Genomic DNA, 20,417 nt, shown 5'->3' with positions numbered 1-20,417 from the left:
CATGCTATCTGCTTACGAAACATATAACAACCAAATTGGCGTACGGCTAAGCTTCGTTCTATCGGATGTCGATAGAAGAAACGAGAGCAGCATTGCCGTATTGAGTTATAGTGCGTATGAAAAGAGAGCAAGAAGAAATGAAGGGTTTAGATTACGGCCAGGCAAAGGCTTAGGCAATGAGGTTTTATTAAACTGGGACTATCTACCTACCGAATGGCAACACCTCTGCATTGAAAAATTTGGTGATCCAAAGTCAGCAGTACCGAATTTGATTGAACAATATTATGTGCGTGATCAACAGGCATCCGATTACTATGCTAACTATGAGCGTCCAGACGGCAGAAATTTAAAGGCCGAATACATCAAAGAATACACTACAAACGCCTCAGTGTTAAACGCCATTATCAAAGTACAGGCTTTGGTAAAATCGAATCGCAAAAAATTAGGAGGATCAACCGGCTATACATGGGAAATCGTGCTTGAAAACGTTGAAAAGTTCCAAGCTAAGAGTGGCCATACTTTAAAATCGCCAAGCTTGCGCCGTACGCTTGCCAACTACAAGCGTGATGGCTACAAAACCTTAATCAGTGGTAAGTTTGGCAACGATAACAGCCGCAAGGTGAATGCATTGGTTGAAAGCATGCTCCTTAGTTTGTATTCCATGGAAAACAAACCTTTTGCGGTTTCTGTGCATGAACTGTATAAGCTCTTTTTAGCCGGAAAGTTTGATGTAGTGGATAAACAAACCGGTGAATTCTTTAACCGTGCTGACTTTACGAGAAACGGCGAAAGCATTGAAATCAGCGAGGCGACTGTATGGGCCTATATCAACAACCCATTGAACCGTGCATTGGTTGACAAAAGCCGCTTGGATTCACTCGACTACAACAACACGCACCGCCCTCATGCACGCCGTCATGCTCCGAATTATTCTTTTAGCAAGGTTTCAATGGACGACCGTGATTTGCCTCGCAAGCTGATTGGAGGAGGTCGTGTTAAAGCATACTACGCTTATGATGTTACCAGCGGTGCAGTAGTCGGAAAGGCTTATAGTCGCAATAAAGATGAAGCGTTGTTCATTGATTGCTTGCGCGATATGTTCAGGTTGATGGATGCTCAAAAATGGGGCGTACCCATGGAGGTTGAGGTAGAGAATCACCTTGTCAATAAATTTTTTGATGATTTAGAAGCAATGTTCCCTATTCTACGCATCTGCGCTCCTGGTAACTCGCAAGAAAAACACGCCGAGCATTTCAATAAGGCCAAGAAGTATGGTGCAGAAAAAGGGAAACAATCAGGCATTGGTCGCTGGTGGGCTAAAAGCGAAGCGTATCGCACCAAAAGTAACAAGGTAAATGATGAGTATACCGAAACCAATTACCAATATGACCGCTTGATGGCGGATGATTTAGCGGCTATTGTAGCTTATAACAATGAGCTGCATCCTAAACAAAAGAAATATCCGGGCATGAGCCGCTGGCAAGTGCTGTGTTACAATATCAATCCTGAGCTAAGACAGCCAAATCGTTCAGCTTGGCTGAAATGTATCGGCAATCATACGCAAACCAGTATTAAGCGCAGTAAATACCTTACTGTCAAATACAACGAATACGAATTGCCAAGTCCTGCCATGATCAGTCGCTTAAAACCTAACAATTACACGGTTGATGCGTACTGGCTGCCAAATGAATTTGGAGAAATCACTGAGGTGTACATCTATCAGCATGGTGATTATATCTGCAAATGTGAAAAATCGGCAACTTTCAATACTGCCAAGGCTGAATGGACCGACACGGACTCAATAACCTATGAAGCTCAATCGGCCTATACAGCTCAATACGATAAAATGATCAAAGATGGCAGAGCTGGCAAACTCTTTAAGCCTGAATTGATACCGATAGAAACAATAGCAGCTGTCAACAAATCCAAAGTTGAGATAGTTCCAGCCGCTCTAGAGCCATCTGCCGAGTTTAATCTTGATGAAGCAATGCAACAATACAATGGAGAGTGGTACAGTGAACGAGCTATAAATGACCTTTAAAAACTATTTAAACCAATAAAAAATGATCACTACCGAGTTAAAAAAACGAGTAATCACAGTTCTGCAGGAACGCAGAGCGCTATTTAGTGGCAGCGATGCAAAATTTGCAGTGTTCTTAGGCATTAACACTGCTCAGTATAGCCGTATTAAAAATGGTGAAACCGAAAGGGTGTTGAGCGATGCTGTTTGGATTAGTCTTGCACGACAGTGTAATGTTCAAGTTGGAAACTCTTTGCTTTGGAACACTGCTAAAACCCCTGTATTTGAGTTCATCACTTCTCAATTGGCTTTTTGTCAGCAAAAATCAGCTAGCCGCTTACTCTGTGACATAGCTGACATTGGCAAAACACACACCGCCAAACATTACGCAACGAGCAACAAAAATGCAGTGTATGTTGACTGCTCTCAGTATAAATCAAAGCAGCGATTAGTTAAACACATCGCTAAAGAGTTTGGAGTAGGTTATACAGGCAAGTATTTGGACGTATATGCTGACCTTGTTTTTTACCTCCGTCAATTGGATAATCCCTTAATCATACTGGACGAGGCGGGTGACCTTGATTACGGAGCATTTTTAGAACTTAAAGCCCTGTGGAATGCTACTGAAGGGTTCTGCGGATGGTACATGATGGGTGCTGACGGCTTAAGAAAGAAAATAGATACCCGCATAGAATACCGCAAAGTGGGCTACACCGAAATTTTTAGCCGCTACGGCAATCGTTACCAAAAAGCCAGTCCGGATGGAAATGAGGACCTGAAGCAATTCAAAATGATACAATCTGGATTAATCATCCGAGCCAATTTTCCCGCAGATGTAGATGTAAACAAAACCATTGCTCAGGCTGATTTCACACTGAGAAACTTAAAGGAAGTACGTAAGAAAATAAGCGCATAACATGGCAAGAGCATTATCGGTAAGCGATCTATTAAATAAGAAGTACAAATCATTCGATTTCCAAGGCGATTGGTATGATGCATTTGAAAACCCTGAAACTACAGGCGTGTGGTTCATTTGGGGTAACTCCGGAAACGGTAAAACGAGCTTCACCTTACAGCTTTGCAAAGAACTGACGCGTTTCGGCAGAGTAGCATACAACAGCTTAGAAGAAGGAGATGCCAAAACCATGCAGAACGCTTTCAGAAAGACAGGCATGGCATCCGTAAAGAAGAAACTACTTCTATTGTGTGAGCCAATTGATGAGTTAAGCGTGCGGCTGGATAAGCCAAAATCACCTTCTTTCGTTGTTATTGATAGCTGGCAATATGCAGGATTGAGCTTTGCTAAATACTTGGAGTTTAAGAAAAAGCACAAAAACAAGCTGCTGATTTTTATCAGCCAAGCAGATGGCAAACAACCTTCAGGCCGTGCCGCCAAGAGCGTGATGTATGATGCCTCCTTGAAAATTTGGGTTGAAGGCTACAAAGCATTTTCCAAGGGGCGCTACATCGGTCCAAACGGTGGATCTTATACCATTTGGCATGAAGGGGCAGCTTTGTATCATGGAGAGTCAGTCATCCCTGAAAAGATCAAAAACGCTCAAAACATCAACCTCGACAAAGAACTTGAAAAGCAACTGCCTACTGCAATTAAACAATTAGCAAAAAAAGAAGTGTCATTAAACTAACTAATACCCCGAAATACAAAAGGAATGGAAAACCAAACTACCCAAGTAGAAAAAGTAAAAAGACAACATGGTACAACTGCGAACCGGATTTGTGAATTATTATGCTGGCGTCAGGAAGAAGAGTGGCTCGATTTCTATCAGAAACAAAAAACAGCCTTCATTAACCTGCGTTTTCAAAAGTATGCTTTGGCGCAACGCAATGCCTTAACTAAAAGTGAATACTTCGGCCAATGGTGGCAAAATGAATTTATGCGCATCGATGAATATGCACTATCGGTTCTTGAGCAAGAAAAAGCCTATTCCTGCATTGAATCCTTACGCATACAATACCGAATGGCTCACAATGTGATAGCCAAGGCGGCATTGCTAAGAATAGACAGCAGCATACATGAGGCATTATGGAGAACTGAAGGAAAATTTAACCAAAACTAAAACTATGAATACAACCCTGAGTGAAACGCAAACAAAAAATTCGGCAGAATTGACACTGGTTCACATGCTGCTCTTTTTTGGAGTACGACTAGAACAGCTTCAAGCTCCTGATCGTCACCGAGAGCTGTGTGACATTCGCAAGCTGATTTATTTAACCCTGCGAAACCGCTGCAATATGCCCTATAAACGAATAGGCAAATTAATGAACCGACACCATGCTTCGGTAATCTTCGCCTTAAAAGAGGCAAATGCACTCGTGATTTACAATAAGGATTTTGCCAGTAGAACCAATGAACTAAACGAGTATTTAAACAACCAAATAGGAATGCACGGACATGAAAATTAAGCTTAGTTCCGAACAATTGCTCCAGCTCAAGAATTTGTTGGAGCAAACATGGCAGCTAGAACAGCCCATTGATTACGATGAATTGTGCCGGTGGTACACCCTACTTGAGTTGCATGAGAAAATATACAAAAAAGCCTACCAAATAAATGGTTCAACCGCATTAGGGTTTTCACCCGCTCAATCGGCAGCTTTTGTAAGCTACTTTGATACATGCGACTTGAGCGGATTCCCTTACGAACAAAACCTGATCCGCATAATTATTAACCAGCTCGACAAAAACATGGTGTGGCCTAAAACGCAAAAAACAAATTTTAATAACCTTTTAAACGCTTAAAAATGCAAACGAAAGAATCAACAAAAAACATTGAAGTTGCTCAAAATGCAACTAAAGAACTAGCTGCTGATGCAGTACTTAATGACGCAGCGATAGCTGCTTTAAGCACCGAACAATTGGAGGCTATTCTTGCCAAGAAAAAAGCAGAGCAGATTGAACAAGCAAACAAGCTGCGTAGCGAATACGAAGCACTGAAAGAAACTACGGTGGTTGAATTATCTCGCAAAGCCAATGCTTTAAACCATGCTTTAAAAACGTTTAAAGAATTAGCATTTGAAGAAATGAATACGCTGTACGATTTGTTGAAAGAATATTCTAATCGCCATACTGACGGCAAGGGAAACTTTCAGCTAGACAGTGCCGATGGTCTGTTTCGGATTCGTTTTAAAAATCAAAAAAACGGATACTTTGACGAGCGAAGCATTCAGGCTGAAGCGCACATTAAAGACTTCCTTTCCAGCCGCTATTCAGGTGATGTGGATACAAAAGACATCATCATGAGCTTATTGGAACGTAAGCGCGGCTCCTTGGACATTCAGCTGGTTCAGCGTCTTTATGCAATGGAAAATCGATTTGACAATGACAACTGGAAGGAAGGCATTAAACTTCTTAAAGAAAGCTGGCAGCTCGATAAATCGAAGGATTACATCACCTTCCACATTCGCGATGAGCACGGTGTATTTCAATTAATCAACCTCAATTTTGCTAGTGTATAACCCTACTTGGAGCATGCCGCTGATCGTTTCAGTGGTAGGGTTCAAATATGAAACAATCATGAAAACAGAAACCATAGAGCTCAGAATCATTGATTACTTTTTAAAGAATCCTGATAAAGAACAAAGGCAAATAGCCAAAGAAATGAAAGTTACACAATTTAAAGTATCAACGGTATTGAGCAACTATTTCAAACAGAAGCAACCGAATTAAAAGCATTAAACGAATAAGGGTTAACAGTAGTAATGGCGCAGAGTAACCCCGAAAAACCCGGCCCGATCCCGATAGTTATCGAGATCGGGAGTTCCAGCTCATAAGCCATTAGCTTTTAGTATTTAAAGTAAAAAGATGTACATACAACCTCCTCAACTTCGAAGACTCCATCAGTTGCTCAATGCTACTGGTAAGCTAGGCCGAAAACACGCCTTTGTGTATGATTTTAGCAATGGCCGAACCGAAAGCAGTAGTGAACTGCTGTATAATGAAGCTACCAACCTCATTCGGCATTTGGAGCTCATGCAAACCGCCGAACAGGGCAACAATCCGGATCTGGCCAAAGCCGATAAAATGCGTAAAAAGATCATTGCCATGGCTCGCAAAATGGGTTGGGAAACGGGCGCACCTGCCGAGCGAAAAGCAGACATGCACCGGATCAACCGTTGGTGCGAAGAAAAAGGATACGGCAAAAAAAACTTAAACAGCTATACCTTAACTGAACTGCCTAAGCTGGTATATCAGTTCGAAAAAGTATACGAATCATTTATTAAATCAATTTAATATGGAAAGTCAACCTAAACTAAAAGTGTACATCTCTGGTAAAATGACCGGAGTAGCCGATTTGAACCGATCAAAATTTGATCAAGCCGAGCAGCTATTGAAAAATGAAGGCTTTGAGCCGGTGAATCCGCACAAGCTTGATCACTCAGCCAACGTGAACGAAAGCTGGGAAGAGTTTATGCGTGTCGACTTAGCGGAGTTGTTAAAATGCGATGCCATTGCCTTAATTGACGATTGGCACGACAGCAAAGGAGCTATAATTGAATTTCGACTAGCACAGGATTTAAAAATGCCGTATATCATCCTCGGTTCAGATATTAAATCGATTGTTAGAAAAATAAGTATGAATTAAAATAAGTAAGGGGGATGCTAGCCTCCCCCTTCTTATTCGATCTCTTTTTTTACGGTTTATCTTTTGACGTAGAAATATGTCTTTTCTACTTTTTTTCGCCAAACATCTTTAGGATGTTGATGGTAAGGTTAGCAACTGCACATACAGTATTTACCATCATAAAAAATGATACCATTCTGCAAACATAAACCATAAGACTTAATTAAAAAATAAATGCAACTTCAAAAATTCAAAATAACCTCCAAAAAGCTGGATGGCAGCCTATGTCTGGTCTATGAAGACGGTCATTTAAAGAGCATTTTAAATGAATTTAAACAGCCTATAAATACAAAAGGTTGGGAGCTGATTAAACCGATGATCCCTTTTAAATCAATCTATCTCGACGGGATGAAATTTGTAAGTGTTAACCTCAAGCTAGAACTGATCAGCGACACCACTCCAAAGCCTAATGACCGCATAGCTGCCTTTTGCAAACGATACGAAGAGTTATACGGTGTTAAATATAAGGTTTGTGGTTCTGATGCAGGAAAAATGAAAGCATTGTCTGTTCCGAATGAGATTGATTTTAAAGATTTGGTTGAAGTCTATCTCCTGTGTACAGAATGGTGGTGTAAAACAAAAAGTATAGCGAATTTAGTGAAGCACATTAATGAAATAGTTTTACTTTTGGTAAAAGGCAATGCTACCGAAAACGGCCCGAAAATGAATTTTCCTGATGGTTATAGTAAAGCCTTTGAAAAGGAGTGTACAAGTCCTGTTGAGCTGCAGGCTTATTGGCAACATTTACATAAAATGGGTTGGGAACGCAAACAGGTTGGTATGATCACATGTTGGGTGAAAAACTAAATACATTTATAAATATGAGAAAAACACAAGTAAAGCTTTTTTCAGCGGATAATTTCCCTGACGTAGAAAACAATACTAACAGGTGGTTAACAAAAAACTCCGATATTAAAATTGTGAGTATTAGCCATCAGAATTTAGCTAGTGAACTTGCTAATTATGTTTCAATATTGGTGGTTTATGAAGTCCAAGAAATGTATTAATATTTTCCTTAAAAAGTTAAGCCTGAGATAACTTCTCAGGCTTTTTTGTTTTTTGAATTGTCAATTAACAAAAAAACAATTAGTTTAAATGTATCTTTGCGCCTATCATAAAATCTTATACCTTTCTTTTATGTCTGATATTATACTTAACGATCATGTTTCTTTCGAAGATTTCAAAAACCAAAACGGTATTACTTACTGGTGGGCTTCTGATTTAATGACAATGTTGGGTTATAAAGATATGGTGTCGTTTAACAAGCCAATCGAAAGAGCTTTAAAGGCCTGTCTAACCCTCAATATACCGCATTATGAAAACTTCATTGCTCAGCAACATGAGGTGAATGGTGAACAAATCAATGATTATAAGTTAACAAGATTTGCTTGCTATCTAACGGTAATGAATGCCGACCCTAAAAAGGAGGCTGTAGCAGCTGCTCAAGTATATTTTGCAGAACAGACAAGAAAATTTGAAGTATACATTCAAAGCACTGATCAAATTGAACGGCTTCTTATTAGAGATGAAATTAAAGAGGGCAACAAATCATTGATGAGTGCAGCTAATGCTGCAGGCGTTCAAGATTTCGCAAAGTTTAATAATGCTGGCTACATGGGCTTATACAATATGCATAATTATAAACTGGCCCAAAAGAGAAATGTTGAAACGAAAGATTTGATGGAGCACATGGGACGTACCGAGCTAGCGGCAAATCTCTTTAGGATAACCCAAACTGAAGAGCGAATCAAAAATTTCAATATATCAGGTCAAGTAAATTTAGAGCAGACTCATTATAATGTTGGAAGTGAAGTTAGGAAGATTGTGATCCAAAACACAGGAAAAAGCCCAGAGTCATTACCTGTTGAAAGAAAGTTGCCAGAGGTTCAAAAAGAGTTGAAAAAAGGCGCAAAATTAATGGCAAAAGAAGATAAACCTGCGAAGGAGCGGAAGGGATAATAAATACTCGGATGAGACGTAATAAATAAACATAGCCGCTACCAGCAATGGAGCGGCTTTTTGTTTTTTTTCTGTTCATAACTCAATTTTAAAAAGACTAACCAGTTAGGCATATTTGTAATAATGCGCAACCAGTTAGCCCTAACATCTATCTTTCCTGCCGCTTTTGAGCCTGTTGTTTCTAACAAAGGCAAACGCAATATGTACGCCGTTAAACGTGACGAATGCATGGCTTATCGCTTTTACTACCACTACCATTTACAGCGCTGCCGTTTTGATGATGCCATTGCCAATATGGAGCATGAGTTTTGGCTATCAGGCAGCACCATTACGAACTACCTAACTCGCAACAATGCCAGGCTAAAAGAGATCATCGCTCAAAAGCCAGGAACATCAGACTTGAAAAAGTTATATCCTTCTTTTAGCTGGTAGCTTTAACTGCTAATCGTTTCCCGATACCCAGTTTTAAGCGTAATTCTTAACACGCTGAAATTATCGCGTCGATCTTCTTCTAATTGGCTGGTTCTTTCCCAAGCATTCATTTCAGCATCACCCCAGCCTTGCAATTTGGCGAGTACCGCATCGACGGTATCGAAATAAGATAAAGCGCTTTGAAGTCTCGCTTCACCACTGATGCTGCTGGCGTCACCTGTATAATCAAAAGCAACACGCACGGTTATTTGTGCGCTGCATAGCTGCTCTTTTGGAGTAAGGTTTTTGCATTGCGGCAGGCTTTGTTTTATCAAAATGCACGGAAACGCGACAGGAGGTCGGTCGCCTTCATATTGTTCCAACTGCCCTTTGTCGCGGTCAATGTATTTGATCTGCGGCAGCTCTTTGAGCCTTGCCAATAACTTTAAGTAGATTGTTTTCATGGCTTTAAAAAGCTTTTAAATAAATTATTAAAACGGGTTTTAATTCGGTCGTTGAGTTCTTGGTTGTGCCCCATAAACTGGCGTTGCGGCATATTATACGTCGAAGCCTTGAACGTAAATCCTTGCCCTTCTGAAGTTCCTCGCTTAAACCTTCCTTTCTTTTTGCCTGTGGCTATTCGGTTGCGAACAAACGTTTCGGAGCGAGCAGAACGAGTAATGATACCACCTTCATTATGTACCTGAGCATAGGGCACTTTGCTGCTGCCAGCGCTAATAATTACTCGCTGGGCGCTCACGAGTTTAGGGCGTATGCTTTGCATCAGGTTATTACTGCGTAGCATCAACGAGCCTCGTGAGGGTTCTTTGCCTTTATACTTAGCCCAAGGCTGGCCATTCCATTCCTTTTCTAAGAAACGCTCCTTGTAGTATTCAGTAGCGGTTTCGGCAATTACATTGGGTACATGTTCCTGTACGGCATGCTGAAACTTGTTGAAGAATGCATTTAACTCATCGTCGAACTTGCTCATTTGGAATAAGTTTTGTTACTTTTACAATTACAATTAGTGAGCGCCCTTAACAGCAACTTCGTATCTCAGGAGGCAAGGGGCTGGTGGTGATGAGCCGAGTGCTCACTAATTGGAACTCCTGACTAATAAACCCCAGCGTATTTCTGCATGGGCTAAATCATACCAAGTCTTTAGTTTAAAATCACCATTTGGCGTTATCGCGCCCACTGCAACCAATGGTTTGTCTTTGTAATACTTGATGTACATCAATTGATTCAAGGAATCCTGTTTGCGTTCGGCGTTAAACCATACCTCGTCAGGTGTACTCAAAATAGTCTCCAGTTCATTTAGGTAATCAATCCGGTATTGACGTTTTTTAACCTCGTTTGTAGTATGGTTGGCGTAATCCTTTTCGTTCATCGTCAATATACGACCGGCATAATCTTTCACCTGAAAAACACCATCTACTAAACGTTTTTTGTAATAAGCATCCGTATCAACAGAGGCTTTGTCTATTTCCGCTTTTGCCTTGGCTTCTAATTGCTGTTCAACATTTGGCAATCCAAAGTCTGAAGGGCGTAATTCAGACAATAGTTTATTGCCCTCTTCCATGCTGTTGATATACTGCTGATTTTCGGTAAACACCGCGCCAAGCTTTGCCCGGTTAATCCCAAAGCCGCTTTTCTTTGTTTTGTCCCAATCCTGTGAAGCTTCGTAATCGGCCAGCTGCTGTTTGCTATTCTTCAACAGTTCAGGCGTTACTTCGGTTTCGGTTCTTGGTACCACGTAACAGCGGCAGTTCCATCCATTAGGTGGATAAATCGTTTGCCAAGCCTTATGATCAACATGAAACACTGCATCATGTAGCCAGCGGTGAGTTTCTCTTACGCGGTTGTCTTTAACTGTTTTGTATTGCCAGTATGGAAACAAGGTCCTTTGCTTCATCAAACGGTTATAGGTTGCTGTGCTTTCCCCAACGGCATAGGCTGTATCATATTCGGTGCGCAACCAATCCTTATTATGAACCTTGACCAGTTGAGACGCCTCATGGTAGAAGTCTTCAAAGCTTTTGCTTTTGCGGAATAAGGTGTTCAATTGCTGCGCCTCATACAACGTTTTCACCCCTGCAAAACGGAAGAGATTTGTTTCAAATGCGGTTAGCATTGACGGATCATCAAAGCCGTAGTCAATGCCAATATTCACTAGCTCTGTTGGACGGCTGCGCCAACCTTTTAGGAAACCATCACAAAGGGTTGATGCCGTATGATTGAATAAATCAGTATCAAAACCCATTGAACCGCCTGCCTCCCATGCTCGTTTTATCAACGAATCAGTATCAAAACCATCGATAGCGGCAAGGGTAATGGTATCAATTGCCGTGTGGTGACTGCCACAACATGCCGTCATTGTCGCCCCGGTTTGTGCCGGGGCGTCTACGAAAAAACCAAATGAGTTTGCCAGTTTTACAAACCAAGATAAGGGCTTTGTGTTTAAGTCCTCATCCAAAGCATAGAGGTTTGTGTTGTCATTGTTCTTCTGAACCTTGGGCTTTTTGTCATTTTTATTGCCCGAAGCTTGGGGGGTAGATGCAGGTTTTTGCACATCATCACCCTCCGAAGCTTGGGGGGTATGTGCAGTTTTTTCCGCCATTTGTTTGTCATAATCGGCCGGCTTTGGTAGTCCATACTCTTCGTAAAAATGATCGGGATCATAAGGCAAATCCAAGTCTTTCACCAACTTAAGTTGCATGTCAAGTTTGTCCTTTTTGCTGATCTTTTCCTCATCCTCGCCTTTTATTTGAAAGTAGCCTCCTTGTGTAGCGTGTCCATTGGCCTCCAAACATTTAGTAAAACGGGTATTTAGCCAACGCCTAGCCCAACGGCGGTCGGCTTTGTTAATACTTTCCTCCACTTCTTTGTGCACCTCGCCTAAACTTCGGTTACTGCCTTGACCGGTAGTGAGCGATTGGCCTAATATCAATACTGCTATTTCTTCATTACAGGCATTGCGCAACTTGTCATATAATGATCCGTCGCTATTTGTTTTGTTTTCGATGAACTCTACGTTTGAACCGTCGGGTAATACAACATAAGCAGCCCCACCCATTTGCTCTAAAGAGTTTTCGAGCTCTTGACGTTGGCTATCATCAAAGCCATTGTAAGTGCCTTTTCTGAATGGCATGCCGAATAGTTCGGCAAACTGCGCCCAGTCACCAAAGCCGCCACGCTTATAAATAACATATTGTGCTGCCCTTAGCAGAATGCCTAAATCCTTCTCCTTACCAGCTTCCAGTATATTGTTTAGATAAATCCCTTCACGGATATTGATGTCGCCTTCTCCACTCTGATCTTTGGCAATTAATCCCTTCTCAGGGCGCAAGTGTTTTCGAGGGATGCTATAACAACTGAATCCATCTTTTTGAAATTGCAACTCCAATACCGAGTAACCCCAAAAGCGAGTTAACATCAATTCTTTGAGCAAATCTTCAAAGGCAGGTGTATCAATTAGGTCGTTAATCAGCGGAATAACTTTCCCGTCCTTCACAAACTCCCAATCTGCATTTGTGATTGCCATGATGCGTTTTTCAACAACCGAACTTAATCGACCATCGAGCATAATGTCATCATACAGATCATATAATAAGGTACGGCGAGGATTAGTCGCCTCTGCCGATTTTAAAGCTGTACGCCATTTGCTTATATCTTGTGAGTCGCGTGCCGCAGGGCGAACCGTAAGATTTTGCACTATGAAACTTGGCGTTTCTTGAGCGGCCTCTTTTTGGGCTTTGAAGCCTGTTTTATTATTCTTTGACATGGGTAAGATCGTTAAGGATTAATAATGGTTGTTACGCTTTGGATTGCTGCCGTATTTGAACACGCCAGCAGGATCACTTTCGGAAGGTGTTGGCAACGGCCAGCCTTGCGGCACTGATTTGCCCGACTGTATTTTCTCCAGCCATTTTACCGCCTCGGTATAGCGAGCTTCTCGAAACTCCAGTTCAATGCTTTGATTGCCCAAAACAAGGAAGTGCCATACGGCAATATCTTTGACACGTACCAACAGAATTGCATCTTTTGGATCAGCACTAAATAATGCCTCCAAATCGTAGCGGCTCAGGTATCCTTTCGCTTCAGCAATGGCTGCGTCAATTGCGGCAATGACAATGTCATCATCGTTTTGGCTTATATTATCAATCACCTCGCCGTATAGGTGCGTTAATAGTTCATCTTTGGTTAAAAAGGCCATGGTTAAACTCGTTTAGAATTAGGTTGACGTTTGCCGATGCTTGTAGCAGCGGAACTGTGGATTACTTTGCTATTAATAATGAACACTGCACCTTCAACAGCGTCCGGTGCATCATCATGTGCAGAACTGCCCGGCTCTAGAGCAAGAAACTGCTCTTCCAATCGTTGCATGTGAGCGTTAGTTTGTTCATCTAAGTTGAGCCATAATTTATTGTGTCGATTTAATGGCTCTAACAGTGATTCGATACGGGTAAATTTATCAGGCTTCTTACGTTCGTCACCTCTGATCGGAACGGTTTTGTTTCGACCAACAGATGCTTTATAAAATTCCTGTAATAAGGTGTCTTGAATAAAATTGGCCTCCATGAAATAATATACCGGAACCTTGTCGCCGCATTGCTCAGCTATTTGATAATGCCAATCAATCATATTTGCCGTGTTTGTTTGTTCCACATAGGCTTTGACCACGTGATATTCATCCTTATATCTGCCAACCAACACGGTTGCCTTAAAGTCGTTCTTCTTACTTTCCTTAAATGATGGGTCAGTGTAGCATACCAAAAACTTATACTCTTTGAGCGGTGGTAGTTTTTTATAGCTCATTTCTTTGAATACCGTTCCTTCAGAAATAGGATTATTGTAGTATTCTTTCTGAGCCGATGAATAGCTTATCAAGGAAAGAATTTTATCAATATCGGCTTCGCTGTTTTTCTCAGGCCATGAACTTTTACCGTCTTTATCGCGGATGTTTACTTGGTCAACATGGTCGGCCAGTTTTTCACAAAGGGCAACAATAGAAACCTTGGCGATCTTATTGCCACAAACAATAATTCGATAATTGCCCGAAACTGAAACCGTAGGAATAAGAGCTTCTTGTATCCATTTGAACTTTTCAGTTATACGACGAGGATTACGGCATTCCTCATCCGTATCAATATCGTCGATCAGGATGCAGTCAACACGAAAGTTCTCGTTACGAGTACCACGAGGCGACTGGCCAGCACCCAAAGCGCGAAAGCTAAAACCCATGCGGGTAGTGAACTCACTATCTGTCCATGCTCCTAATTTCTCAAACGTCCCATAGTCATTAATTAAACGAGGGCTTTTTTCTAATGTGAGTTTATAAGGCAATAGTAATCTCACTGCATTATCAAAGCTGTTACTCACCATTAAGATGTTTTTCAGCTCCTTTTTAACTACCGCCAAATACATTACCGTCATCATGGTAAAGGTTGACTTTGCCAACTCTCTACTCCACATCAGTAATTGAAACCATCGCTTGTTTTCAATCAGACGTTTTAAGGCACGGCGCTGAAAACGGGAAAACGGCGCAGAGCAAAATTGTGGAAAATAGTATGGCATCCATTTAAACGGATCGGCTTCGAGGTCGGCTATGCGTTTACGCTTCGCCTCCTCGGTTTCTGAAGTATCCACGGACGAGGCATTGATCATCGAGCTGATAAAGTCGTCCCAAAACTGTTCGGCTTTTTTATCTACGGCTTTCATTGATCAATTTTTTAATAAATGCATCATACAGAGAGGCCGATGTTTTGAGGCTGTCAAAATCGACCACACGAATAAACTGAAGGTAACGACGACCAACTTCCATTGCTTCAGCAACCGAGCAGTCTGTTTCGAGTTGCTTAATGGCAGCGGTCAGCTTAACAATAGTATCGGCCTGTTTTGAATCGGCGAAACGGAACCCTTCAGGCTTTTGAAAAATATGGTCATTCAATTCGGTGAGCTGCATGTACAAGCGGCTCAATTGTTCATCCTTGGAAATGACATTGGAAGCTCGAAGCCGCTTCCAGTTCTCCTCTTCAATCCATTTGCCGATGGTCTTTTCAGAAACGCCAACGCGAAGAGCCAATTCCTTTTGAACGGTTACATTTTCGCGAACGAAGAGCAGTTTTGCCCATTCCTTTTTTTGCTTATTTGATAGTGGTTGTGCTGCCATATAGGCCAAAAATGCGCTATATATAAGCCTTGCAGAAATCGCGAATTGCTATCATAGCAATAATTGCTATGATAGCTTACAGCTACTACCATCATAGAAATACCCGGTTTTTTTAGGCTTTAATTCGACTGTACGTTTGTGCTCAACAAAGGCAAAAACGCATCATGTTAAGAGCAATCAAACGAATTATCATCAGCAGCGAATCTGTAAACCTTTACGGTTTCCGAGTGCTTACCGACGGCATTGACATAGATCAGTATGATAAAAATCCCATCATGCTATGGATGCACAATCGAGCCTTCGGAACTAAAGACAACGTGTTTCTCCCGATTGGTAATGTGATTGAACTGAAGCGCGAAGAGTTGGATGGAGTCGGCAAAGTGATCACTGGGCAGCCAATGTTTGATGATACCGACGAGTTCGCAAAATCAATCTATAACAAGTTTGAGAACGGCACATTACGCATGGCTTCAGCGGGGTTAAACCCTAAAACATGGAGTGATGATGAATCGCTGTTGATGCCGGGTCAAACAGGTTACACCCTTGTTAAATCAGTGTTGCAAGAAGTGAGTATAGTTGATATTGGCGGCAACGATGATGCTTTATCCATTGCCTTGTACGATGATAATAAGGAACTCATCACACTCAGCTCCAACGGCGAAAACGCCCAAATTCCCCAACTAAAACAAATTTCAAACGATAGTATGAAAACAATTCAATTGAATGCCCCTGATGTACTCACCAAGCTGGGCTTGGCTGATACTGCCGGTGCTACTGAAGTGTTGGCAAAGATTGACAACCTCGTGAATCTATCAGCGCAGAAGGACACCGAAATTCAAACCTTAAAAACGGCTAAAGAGCAGGCCGATGCCAAAGTAACCGAGTTGCAAAATAAGCAGACCGAAAACGAAGTGATTGCTTTGGTGGATAAAGCGGTAACTGATCGCAAGATTGTTGCCGGGCAACGCGATCACTTTATCAAACTGGCCAAAGCTGATAAGGAAACGGTTGAAGCCATGTTTACCGGAATGCAGGCAGCACCTACTGTGCAAAGTCAATTGGCGGCGGATAATGGTGGTAAAAAAGACGAGTTGGCGGAGTTGGTAAAACTCTCCTACGATGAACTGTTTGAAAACGGAGGTTTATCGAAGTTGAAAACCTTAAGCCCCGACGAATACGAGGTGAAAATGAAAGAGAAATTCCCTAGCCGCAAGTAGTGCCGTTAGCTTGAATTTAAACATCCAAATCAATTCTTATTAAATAACCTTTAATACACGTAAAAATGAAAAATCATGTTAGGGCACTGATAGCCTTCTTAGTATTCACGCTGATCATGTCGCCTGTAGCGATGGGTTTAGCGGATGCAACCGGATTGCCGCTTGCAGTTGTTGGTTTGGCTATTATCGCCTCAACGGTAGTGGCCATTAAATATGCACCACAAAACAGCAGGTATGCTAAATGTGGTGTAGAGGTAGAAATCTGGGCCAATTACATCATTGAGCGGTTATGGAAAGACAATGCCTTTCTAAAAACCGTGTATAGCGATGATGACTATGTGTTAGCTGGTAAAGTAGTACATATTCCTCAACCCGGATCAGCGCCTGCGGTTGTTAAAAATAGGACTTCATTCCCTGCCACTGCGGTAGGCCGAACGGATACCGATGTTAACTATTCATTGGACGTATATACGACTACTCCTACGCATATTCAGGATGCTGAAAAAATTGAGTTGTCGTACAATAAAATTGACAGTGTGTTTGGCGACCATGCCGGAGCATTGGCAGAAACCATTGGCGATGACATCATTGTAAAATGGTTAACCAGTATTGCAGCCGACTCAAAGTTATTGACAACCGGTGGCGCTACTGCCGGAACAGCCCCTTCAGCAACCGGTAATCGTAAGTTGTTTGTGCATGACGACTTGCGCCGTGCCATGACCAAACTGAATGTGCAAGGTATTAGCAAAATGGATCGCAATGCATTGCTTCCTTCCAACATGCTGGATCAGTTGATTCAAAGCTTGTCGAATACCCAATATCGCGACTTTTCGCAGTATATGGATGCAAAAAATGGCATCATCGGCAAGCTGTACGGCTTCAATATTTTGGAGCGCAGTGCTGTAGCCGTTTCCGATGCTGCCAATGTGGTGAAGCCTTTAGGTGCTGCGGCTGCGGCTACCGATAACGAGGTGGCGGTGATCTACCAAAAAGATACAGTTACCCGTGCCTTGGGTCAGGTGAAGTTCTTCGAGAATCCTAATGATCCTCAATATTATGGCGATGTATACTCGGCATTGGTACGTATGGGTGGTCGCCGCAGACGTTCAGATGATGCAGGTATTATCATGATCAATCAGGATGCATCTGCATAGAGTTATAGCGGTTTGGGGTGAAGGTTCACCCCATCCTTTAACAATCCAAAAACCATAGTAATGAACAGGATCTTATTGCAGATAACCGAAGTTGTCCCTACGGGCATAGTGGAGCGATTGGGCGATCAGTTCTTTTCGATTAGCATTTTATTGGTAGTGGCTTACCTGTTCTGGAAGCAGCAGGGCAAGCTTTCGGAAAAGATGGAGAAATACATTGAAGAGGATCGAAAGCAGATGCTTGATGTGATTGAGAAAAATACGAAAGCCTTTGAGCGATTAGATGATTTGATCGGTAGCCGTTTAAAATAAAATTCAATGAAAGCATCAGATTTAATAGTAGCAATTGCAACACAATACTTAGGCAAAACCGAAAAGCCCAATAACAGCGGCTTTAACGATGCCACTTTTGAGAAAAAAATGAAAGCTGTTGGCTGGCGCGAAGGCGAAGCCTGGTGCAGCTATTTGGTAGAGCTGATTTGGAAAGAAGCGTTTGAAGCTCGTCCTGATTTGGTGGAGGCCATTAACAAAGCGGCGTCAGGATCAGCAACGGCAACCTTCCGCCAGTTTGATGTAGCCAACGTGTTTGAAGTTGGTCAAAAGCCAAAGCCGGGCGCCATAGCGATTTGGCGCTATGGCAATGGCTGGCAAGGCCATGCGGGTATTGTCAAATCAGTAGTGGATGCAAATACTTTCATCAGCATTGAGGGCAACACCAACGATAAAGGCGGCCGCGAGGGCTACATAGTAGCTGAGAAGCGCCGTTTGGTAAAAGCGCCTTACAGCGAAAAGGGGTTGAATGTGGTCGGGTTCATTTATCCTGAAACGGTATGAAAAAAGTAGTCATCCTTATCATTGGCTCTGGCATGGCGGGTTTACTTGATGCCTGCAGTGTGCGAAAAAAAACTACTGAGCATGTTGTTCATGTCGTTAAAGCTGTTGACAGCGCTTCCATAATTCAGGAACATACGCAACTGGTGATCAACCAATATGGTGATTTCTTAAAAGGCTCAACAGTGTTATCTGACACAAGCGGAACGGATAGTTCAGTTTTTGAAAGTAATGGCATTAAGTTGAAGCTTAAAATAAAAGGAGCTAAACCAGGTGCAAAAGTTGAGTTTTTAGCCGAGGCAAAGCCCGTAGCCCGCTCCACCTTAACCCATGATAATACCCAACAAACCAGGGTTAGTACAACCCAGTCGGCTGTAATTGCCGACAAAACAAACAAATCAGTTAACCGACCATCTGTATGGATGAGTATCTGTGCGGGGTTGTCGTTAGGAATCACTTTAATTATTGCCTTACGATGGGGATATCTAAAATTCTTAAAATGAAAAACCAAAATATCGAAAGAGCTAAAGAGCTTTTTGAGTCACACCCGAACGTAAACACGTTTTATTTCACCACAGACGGGAACGCCTTTGTCGCTGAAACCTACGCCCAAAGCTGGGCCAAGGATTTAGGCAACAATGAGGTAAAGCCAATTCACCGGGCAACATTAGATGTTATTGACAAGATTGAGCAAGTAGCTTCGGATAAGTTTACTGTTGCGGATGCTAACACAGTAGCTAACCTAATCAAGTCTGGTATGGCCGAAGGTGAGCCGAGTTTGGACACCGGATCCGACCTAACCAAGGCTGGATCTACTGAAGACGAATCAGGTGTGGATACCGGAGCTGAACGCGCTGAGTTAGTTGCTCAATACACTGAATTATTTGGGAAGGCTCCAGCTCACAACATCGGCCATGAAAAACTAAAGGCTGCGGTTGCTAAAAAACAATCAGCTGAATAATTAACAGATTTTAAAACCCTTTAAATAGTTATTAAATGGCAACTTTTTCAATAGGAACCAAAACATTTAAGCTAGGTGCAATTGCTGTGGATGGCGGCATGGGCACCGTGCTTACTTCGCCGGGAGATGTTCGCGAAAACACAATCCGTGTAACGCAGGGCGACTTCTCGGTAAACAACATCATGGCTGAGGGCAAAAGCTCGCCTGTGTATGTTACCCAAAAGAATGGTGAAACCACACTTGAGTTCGATTTGTTAACCCATGATCCTGATGTAATGATGGATTTGATGGGCGGTACGGTTACCGGTACAGATCCCAATAAGATTTGGAACGCTCCAGAGCTTACTCCGATTATCGAAAAATCTTTTGAGATCACTGACCTTCAGGACTCAGTATGGCAATTTCCCCGTGTTCAGGTAATGGCACGTATACAAGGCGTGTTTACCCGCGATGAGGTGAACGTAATTAAAGTAAAAGGCGTGGTGTTGCAGCCAACTAAAACAGCCACTTCTCCTATTTCTTATGGTAAACCAGTTTAGTAAGAATGGATAACATCAGCATAGAGCAAAAGGCCGCTGATACATTATTAGAAAGAGGCGTTCGGGTGAAAGTTCAAACGCCTCTTTTTTTAAGAGTATTCGGTAAAAAAACGATGACGCTGCCTGTACCGATGCCAAAGCTTGGCACTTCGCTACGTATTAGCCGCATTTACCTAAGCATGGGTATAGAAGACAAAAAACTAGACGACCTCGACATGAATGATCTGCTGAAATTGCAGGCCATGCATGGAAGTAAGATAGCCTTGTTGGTTGCCCACGTGATTTTGAACGGCTATTGGAGCGGGAAAATCTTGGCCCGACCACTTGCAGCCTGGCTAAAATGGAGAATGCCTATCAGGTCACTTTATACCATTATGCAAATGGTGGTATTGCATGGAGGCACAGCGGATTTTTTGAATACTATCAGATTGACACGTCATCTGAAGATGACCGAACCGAATCTGAGTCAGGAGACCGAGAGGAGTTAAAGGCAACAGGCCTTCATAGCCTCTGGGG

The 20,417-nt window shown here is 42.2% G+C and carries 28 protein-coding genes; 22 read left to right on the top strand and 6 right to left on the bottom strand.

Features of this window, described 5'->3' with window-relative positions:
• Position 1: 1 nt before the first annotated feature.
• The 14 genes from FN756_RS04790 to FN756_RS04730 all read left to right on the top strand — a co-directional run bounded on the left by FN756_RS04790 (position 2) and on the right by FN756_RS04730 (position 9,051).
• Complete coding sequence (locus tag FN756_RS04790; protein WP_142601943.1) at positions 2 to 2,041, top strand: hypothetical protein; 2,040 nt, start codon at positions 2 to 4, stop codon at positions 2,039 to 2,041.
• A gap of 22 nt (positions 2,042 to 2,063) precedes the next feature.
• Positions 2,064 to 2,936, top strand: a complete 873-nt coding sequence (locus FN756_RS04785) for an ATP-binding protein (RefSeq protein WP_142601941.1) — start codon at positions 2,064 to 2,066, stop codon at positions 2,934 to 2,936.
• Between the two features lies 1 nt (position 2,937).
• The gene (locus FN756_RS04780; protein WP_246085422.1) at positions 2,938 to 3,666 is read left to right on the top strand and encodes a DNA repair protein RadA; all 729 of its coding nucleotides are present in this window, start codon (positions 2,938 to 2,940) and stop codon (positions 3,664 to 3,666) included.
• Between the two features lie 24 nt (positions 3,667 to 3,690).
• On the top strand, positions 3,691 to 4,098 hold the full coding sequence (locus tag FN756_RS04775) for a hypothetical protein (protein ID WP_142601940.1): 408 nt from the start codon (positions 3,691 to 3,693) through the stop codon (positions 4,096 to 4,098).
• A 4-nt stretch (positions 4,099 to 4,102) separates the two neighbouring features.
• On the top strand, positions 4,103 to 4,444 hold the full coding sequence (locus FN756_RS04770; protein ID WP_185955176.1) for a helix-turn-helix domain-containing protein: 342 nt from the start codon (positions 4,103 to 4,105) through the stop codon (positions 4,442 to 4,444).
• Positions 4,434 to 4,778 (top strand): hypothetical protein, encoded by a 345-nt coding sequence (locus FN756_RS04765; RefSeq protein ID WP_142601936.1) that lies wholly within the window; start codon positions 4,434 to 4,436, stop codon positions 4,776 to 4,778. Before FN756_RS04770 ends, FN756_RS04765 begins: the two co-directional genes overlap by 11 nt.
• 2 nt (positions 4,779 to 4,780) lie before the next feature.
• Positions 4,781 to 5,494 (top strand): DUF3164 family protein, encoded by a 714-nt coding sequence (locus FN756_RS04760; RefSeq protein WP_142601935.1) that lies wholly within the window; start codon positions 4,781 to 4,783, stop codon positions 5,492 to 5,494.
• Between the two features lie 58 nt (positions 5,495 to 5,552).
• Entirely contained in the window at positions 5,553 to 5,705 is a 153-nt protein-coding gene (locus FN756_RS14425; protein WP_185955175.1) for a hypothetical protein, read from the top strand.
• A 135-nt stretch (positions 5,706 to 5,840) separates the two neighbouring features.
• A complete protein-coding gene (locus FN756_RS04755; protein WP_142601934.1) occupies positions 5,841 to 6,269 on the top strand; it encodes a hypothetical protein in 429 nt (142 codons plus the stop codon).
• 1 nt (position 6,270) lies between these two features.
• Positions 6,271 to 6,621 carry a DUF4406 domain-containing protein gene (locus FN756_RS04750; RefSeq protein ID WP_142601932.1) on the top strand — a complete coding sequence of 117 codons (351 nt, stop codon included), beginning with the start codon at positions 6,271 to 6,273 and terminating at the stop codon, positions 6,619 to 6,621.
• A gap of 213 nt (positions 6,622 to 6,834) precedes the next feature.
• Positions 6,835 to 7,467, top strand: coding sequence for a hypothetical protein (locus FN756_RS04745; RefSeq protein WP_142601931.1), 633 nt, complete (start codon positions 6,835 to 6,837; stop codon positions 7,465 to 7,467).
• Between the two features lie 14 nt (positions 7,468 to 7,481).
• A complete protein-coding gene (locus tag FN756_RS04740) occupies positions 7,482 to 7,667 on the top strand; it encodes a hypothetical protein (RefSeq protein WP_142601929.1) in 186 nt (61 codons plus the stop codon).
• A 130-nt stretch (positions 7,668 to 7,797) separates the two neighbouring features.
• Positions 7,798 to 8,619: a BRO family protein gene (locus FN756_RS04735; protein ID WP_142601927.1), complete on the top strand. Its 822-nt coding sequence runs from the start codon at positions 7,798 to 7,800 to the stop codon at positions 8,617 to 8,619.
• 123 nt (positions 8,620 to 8,742) lie between these two features.
• Positions 8,743 to 9,051 carry a hypothetical protein gene (locus FN756_RS04730; RefSeq protein ID WP_142601926.1) on the top strand — a complete coding sequence of 103 codons (309 nt, stop codon included), beginning with the start codon at positions 8,743 to 8,745 and terminating at the stop codon, positions 9,049 to 9,051.
• A gap of 2 nt (positions 9,052 to 9,053) precedes the next feature.
• On the opposite strand, the gene FN756_RS04725 is transcribed toward FN756_RS04730, so the two are convergent.
• The 6 genes from FN756_RS04725 to FN756_RS04700 all read right to left on the bottom strand — a co-directional run bounded on the left by FN756_RS04725 (position 9,054) and on the right by FN756_RS04700 (position 15,202).
• Complete coding sequence (locus FN756_RS04725; protein WP_142601924.1) at positions 9,054 to 9,494, bottom strand: hypothetical protein; 441 nt, start codon at positions 9,492 to 9,494, stop codon at positions 9,054 to 9,056.
• The gene (locus FN756_RS04720) at positions 9,491 to 10,021 is read right to left on the bottom strand and encodes a phage virion morphogenesis protein (protein ID WP_142601922.1); all 531 of its coding nucleotides are present in this window, start codon (positions 10,019 to 10,021) and stop codon (positions 9,491 to 9,493) included. Before FN756_RS04720 ends, FN756_RS04725 begins: the two co-directional genes overlap by 4 nt.
• Before the next feature lie 105 nt (positions 10,022 to 10,126).
• Positions 10,127 to 12,814, bottom strand: coding sequence for a phage portal protein family protein (locus FN756_RS04715; protein WP_142601920.1), 2,688 nt, complete (start codon positions 12,812 to 12,814; stop codon positions 10,127 to 10,129).
• Positions 12,815 to 12,832: 18 nt separating this feature from the next.
• Positions 12,833 to 13,246, bottom strand: coding sequence for a phage protein Gp36 family protein (locus FN756_RS04710; RefSeq protein WP_142601919.1), 414 nt, complete (start codon positions 13,244 to 13,246; stop codon positions 12,833 to 12,835).
• A gap of 2 nt (positions 13,247 to 13,248) precedes the next feature.
• The gene (locus FN756_RS04705; protein ID WP_142601917.1) at positions 13,249 to 14,751 is read right to left on the bottom strand and encodes a hypothetical protein; all 1,503 of its coding nucleotides are present in this window, start codon (positions 14,749 to 14,751) and stop codon (positions 13,249 to 13,251) included.
• Positions 14,735 to 15,202: a DDE transposase family protein gene (locus tag FN756_RS04700; RefSeq protein ID WP_142601915.1), complete on the bottom strand. Its 468-nt coding sequence runs from the start codon at positions 15,200 to 15,202 to the stop codon at positions 14,735 to 14,737. The genes FN756_RS04705 and FN756_RS04700 overlap by 17 nt, the downstream gene beginning before the upstream one ends.
• A gap of 164 nt (positions 15,203 to 15,366) precedes the next feature.
• On the opposite strand from FN756_RS04700, the gene FN756_RS04695 reads away from it, so the two are divergent.
• The 8 genes from FN756_RS04695 to FN756_RS04660 all read left to right on the top strand — a co-directional run bounded on the left by FN756_RS04695 (position 15,367) and on the right by FN756_RS04660 (position 20,389).
• On the top strand, positions 15,367 to 16,419 hold the full coding sequence (locus FN756_RS04695) for a phage protease (RefSeq protein WP_142601913.1): 1,053 nt from the start codon (positions 15,367 to 15,369) through the stop codon (positions 16,417 to 16,419).
• 65 nt (positions 16,420 to 16,484) lie between these two features.
• Entirely contained in the window at positions 16,485 to 17,573 is a 1,089-nt protein-coding gene (locus tag FN756_RS04690) for a hypothetical protein (protein ID WP_142601911.1), read from the top strand.
• 60 nt (positions 17,574 to 17,633) lie between these two features.
• Complete coding sequence (locus tag FN756_RS04685; RefSeq protein WP_142601910.1) at positions 17,634 to 17,882, top strand: hypothetical protein; 249 nt, start codon at positions 17,634 to 17,636, stop codon at positions 17,880 to 17,882.
• 6 nt (positions 17,883 to 17,888) lie between these two features.
• Positions 17,889 to 18,404, top strand: a complete 516-nt coding sequence (locus FN756_RS04680; protein WP_142601908.1) for a CHAP domain-containing protein — start codon at positions 17,889 to 17,891, stop codon at positions 18,402 to 18,404.
• A complete protein-coding gene (locus FN756_RS04675) occupies positions 18,401 to 18,904 on the top strand; it encodes a hypothetical protein (RefSeq protein ID WP_142601906.1) in 504 nt (167 codons plus the stop codon). The genes FN756_RS04680 and FN756_RS04675 overlap by 4 nt, the downstream gene beginning before the upstream one ends.
• Entirely contained in the window at positions 18,901 to 19,362 is a 462-nt protein-coding gene (locus FN756_RS04670; RefSeq protein WP_142601904.1) for a hypothetical protein, read from the top strand. Before FN756_RS04675 ends, FN756_RS04670 begins: the two co-directional genes overlap by 4 nt.
• Before the next feature lie 35 nt (positions 19,363 to 19,397).
• A complete protein-coding gene (locus FN756_RS04665) occupies positions 19,398 to 19,901 on the top strand; it encodes a hypothetical protein (RefSeq protein ID WP_142601902.1) in 504 nt (167 codons plus the stop codon).
• Between the two features lie 131 nt (positions 19,902 to 20,032).
• Positions 20,033 to 20,389, top strand: a complete 357-nt coding sequence (locus FN756_RS04660; protein ID WP_142601900.1) for a hypothetical protein — start codon at positions 20,033 to 20,035, stop codon at positions 20,387 to 20,389.
• Positions 20,390 to 20,417: the final 28 nt, after the last annotated feature.

The sequence above is a fragment of the Solitalea koreensis genome, from assembly GCF_900182575.1.
GTDB classification, from domain to species: domain Bacteria; phylum Bacteroidota; class Bacteroidia; order Sphingobacteriales; family Sphingobacteriaceae; genus Solitalea; species Solitalea koreensis.
Note: the sequence above shows the minus strand (reverse complement) of the source record. Positions and strands in the feature narration are given on the sequence as shown.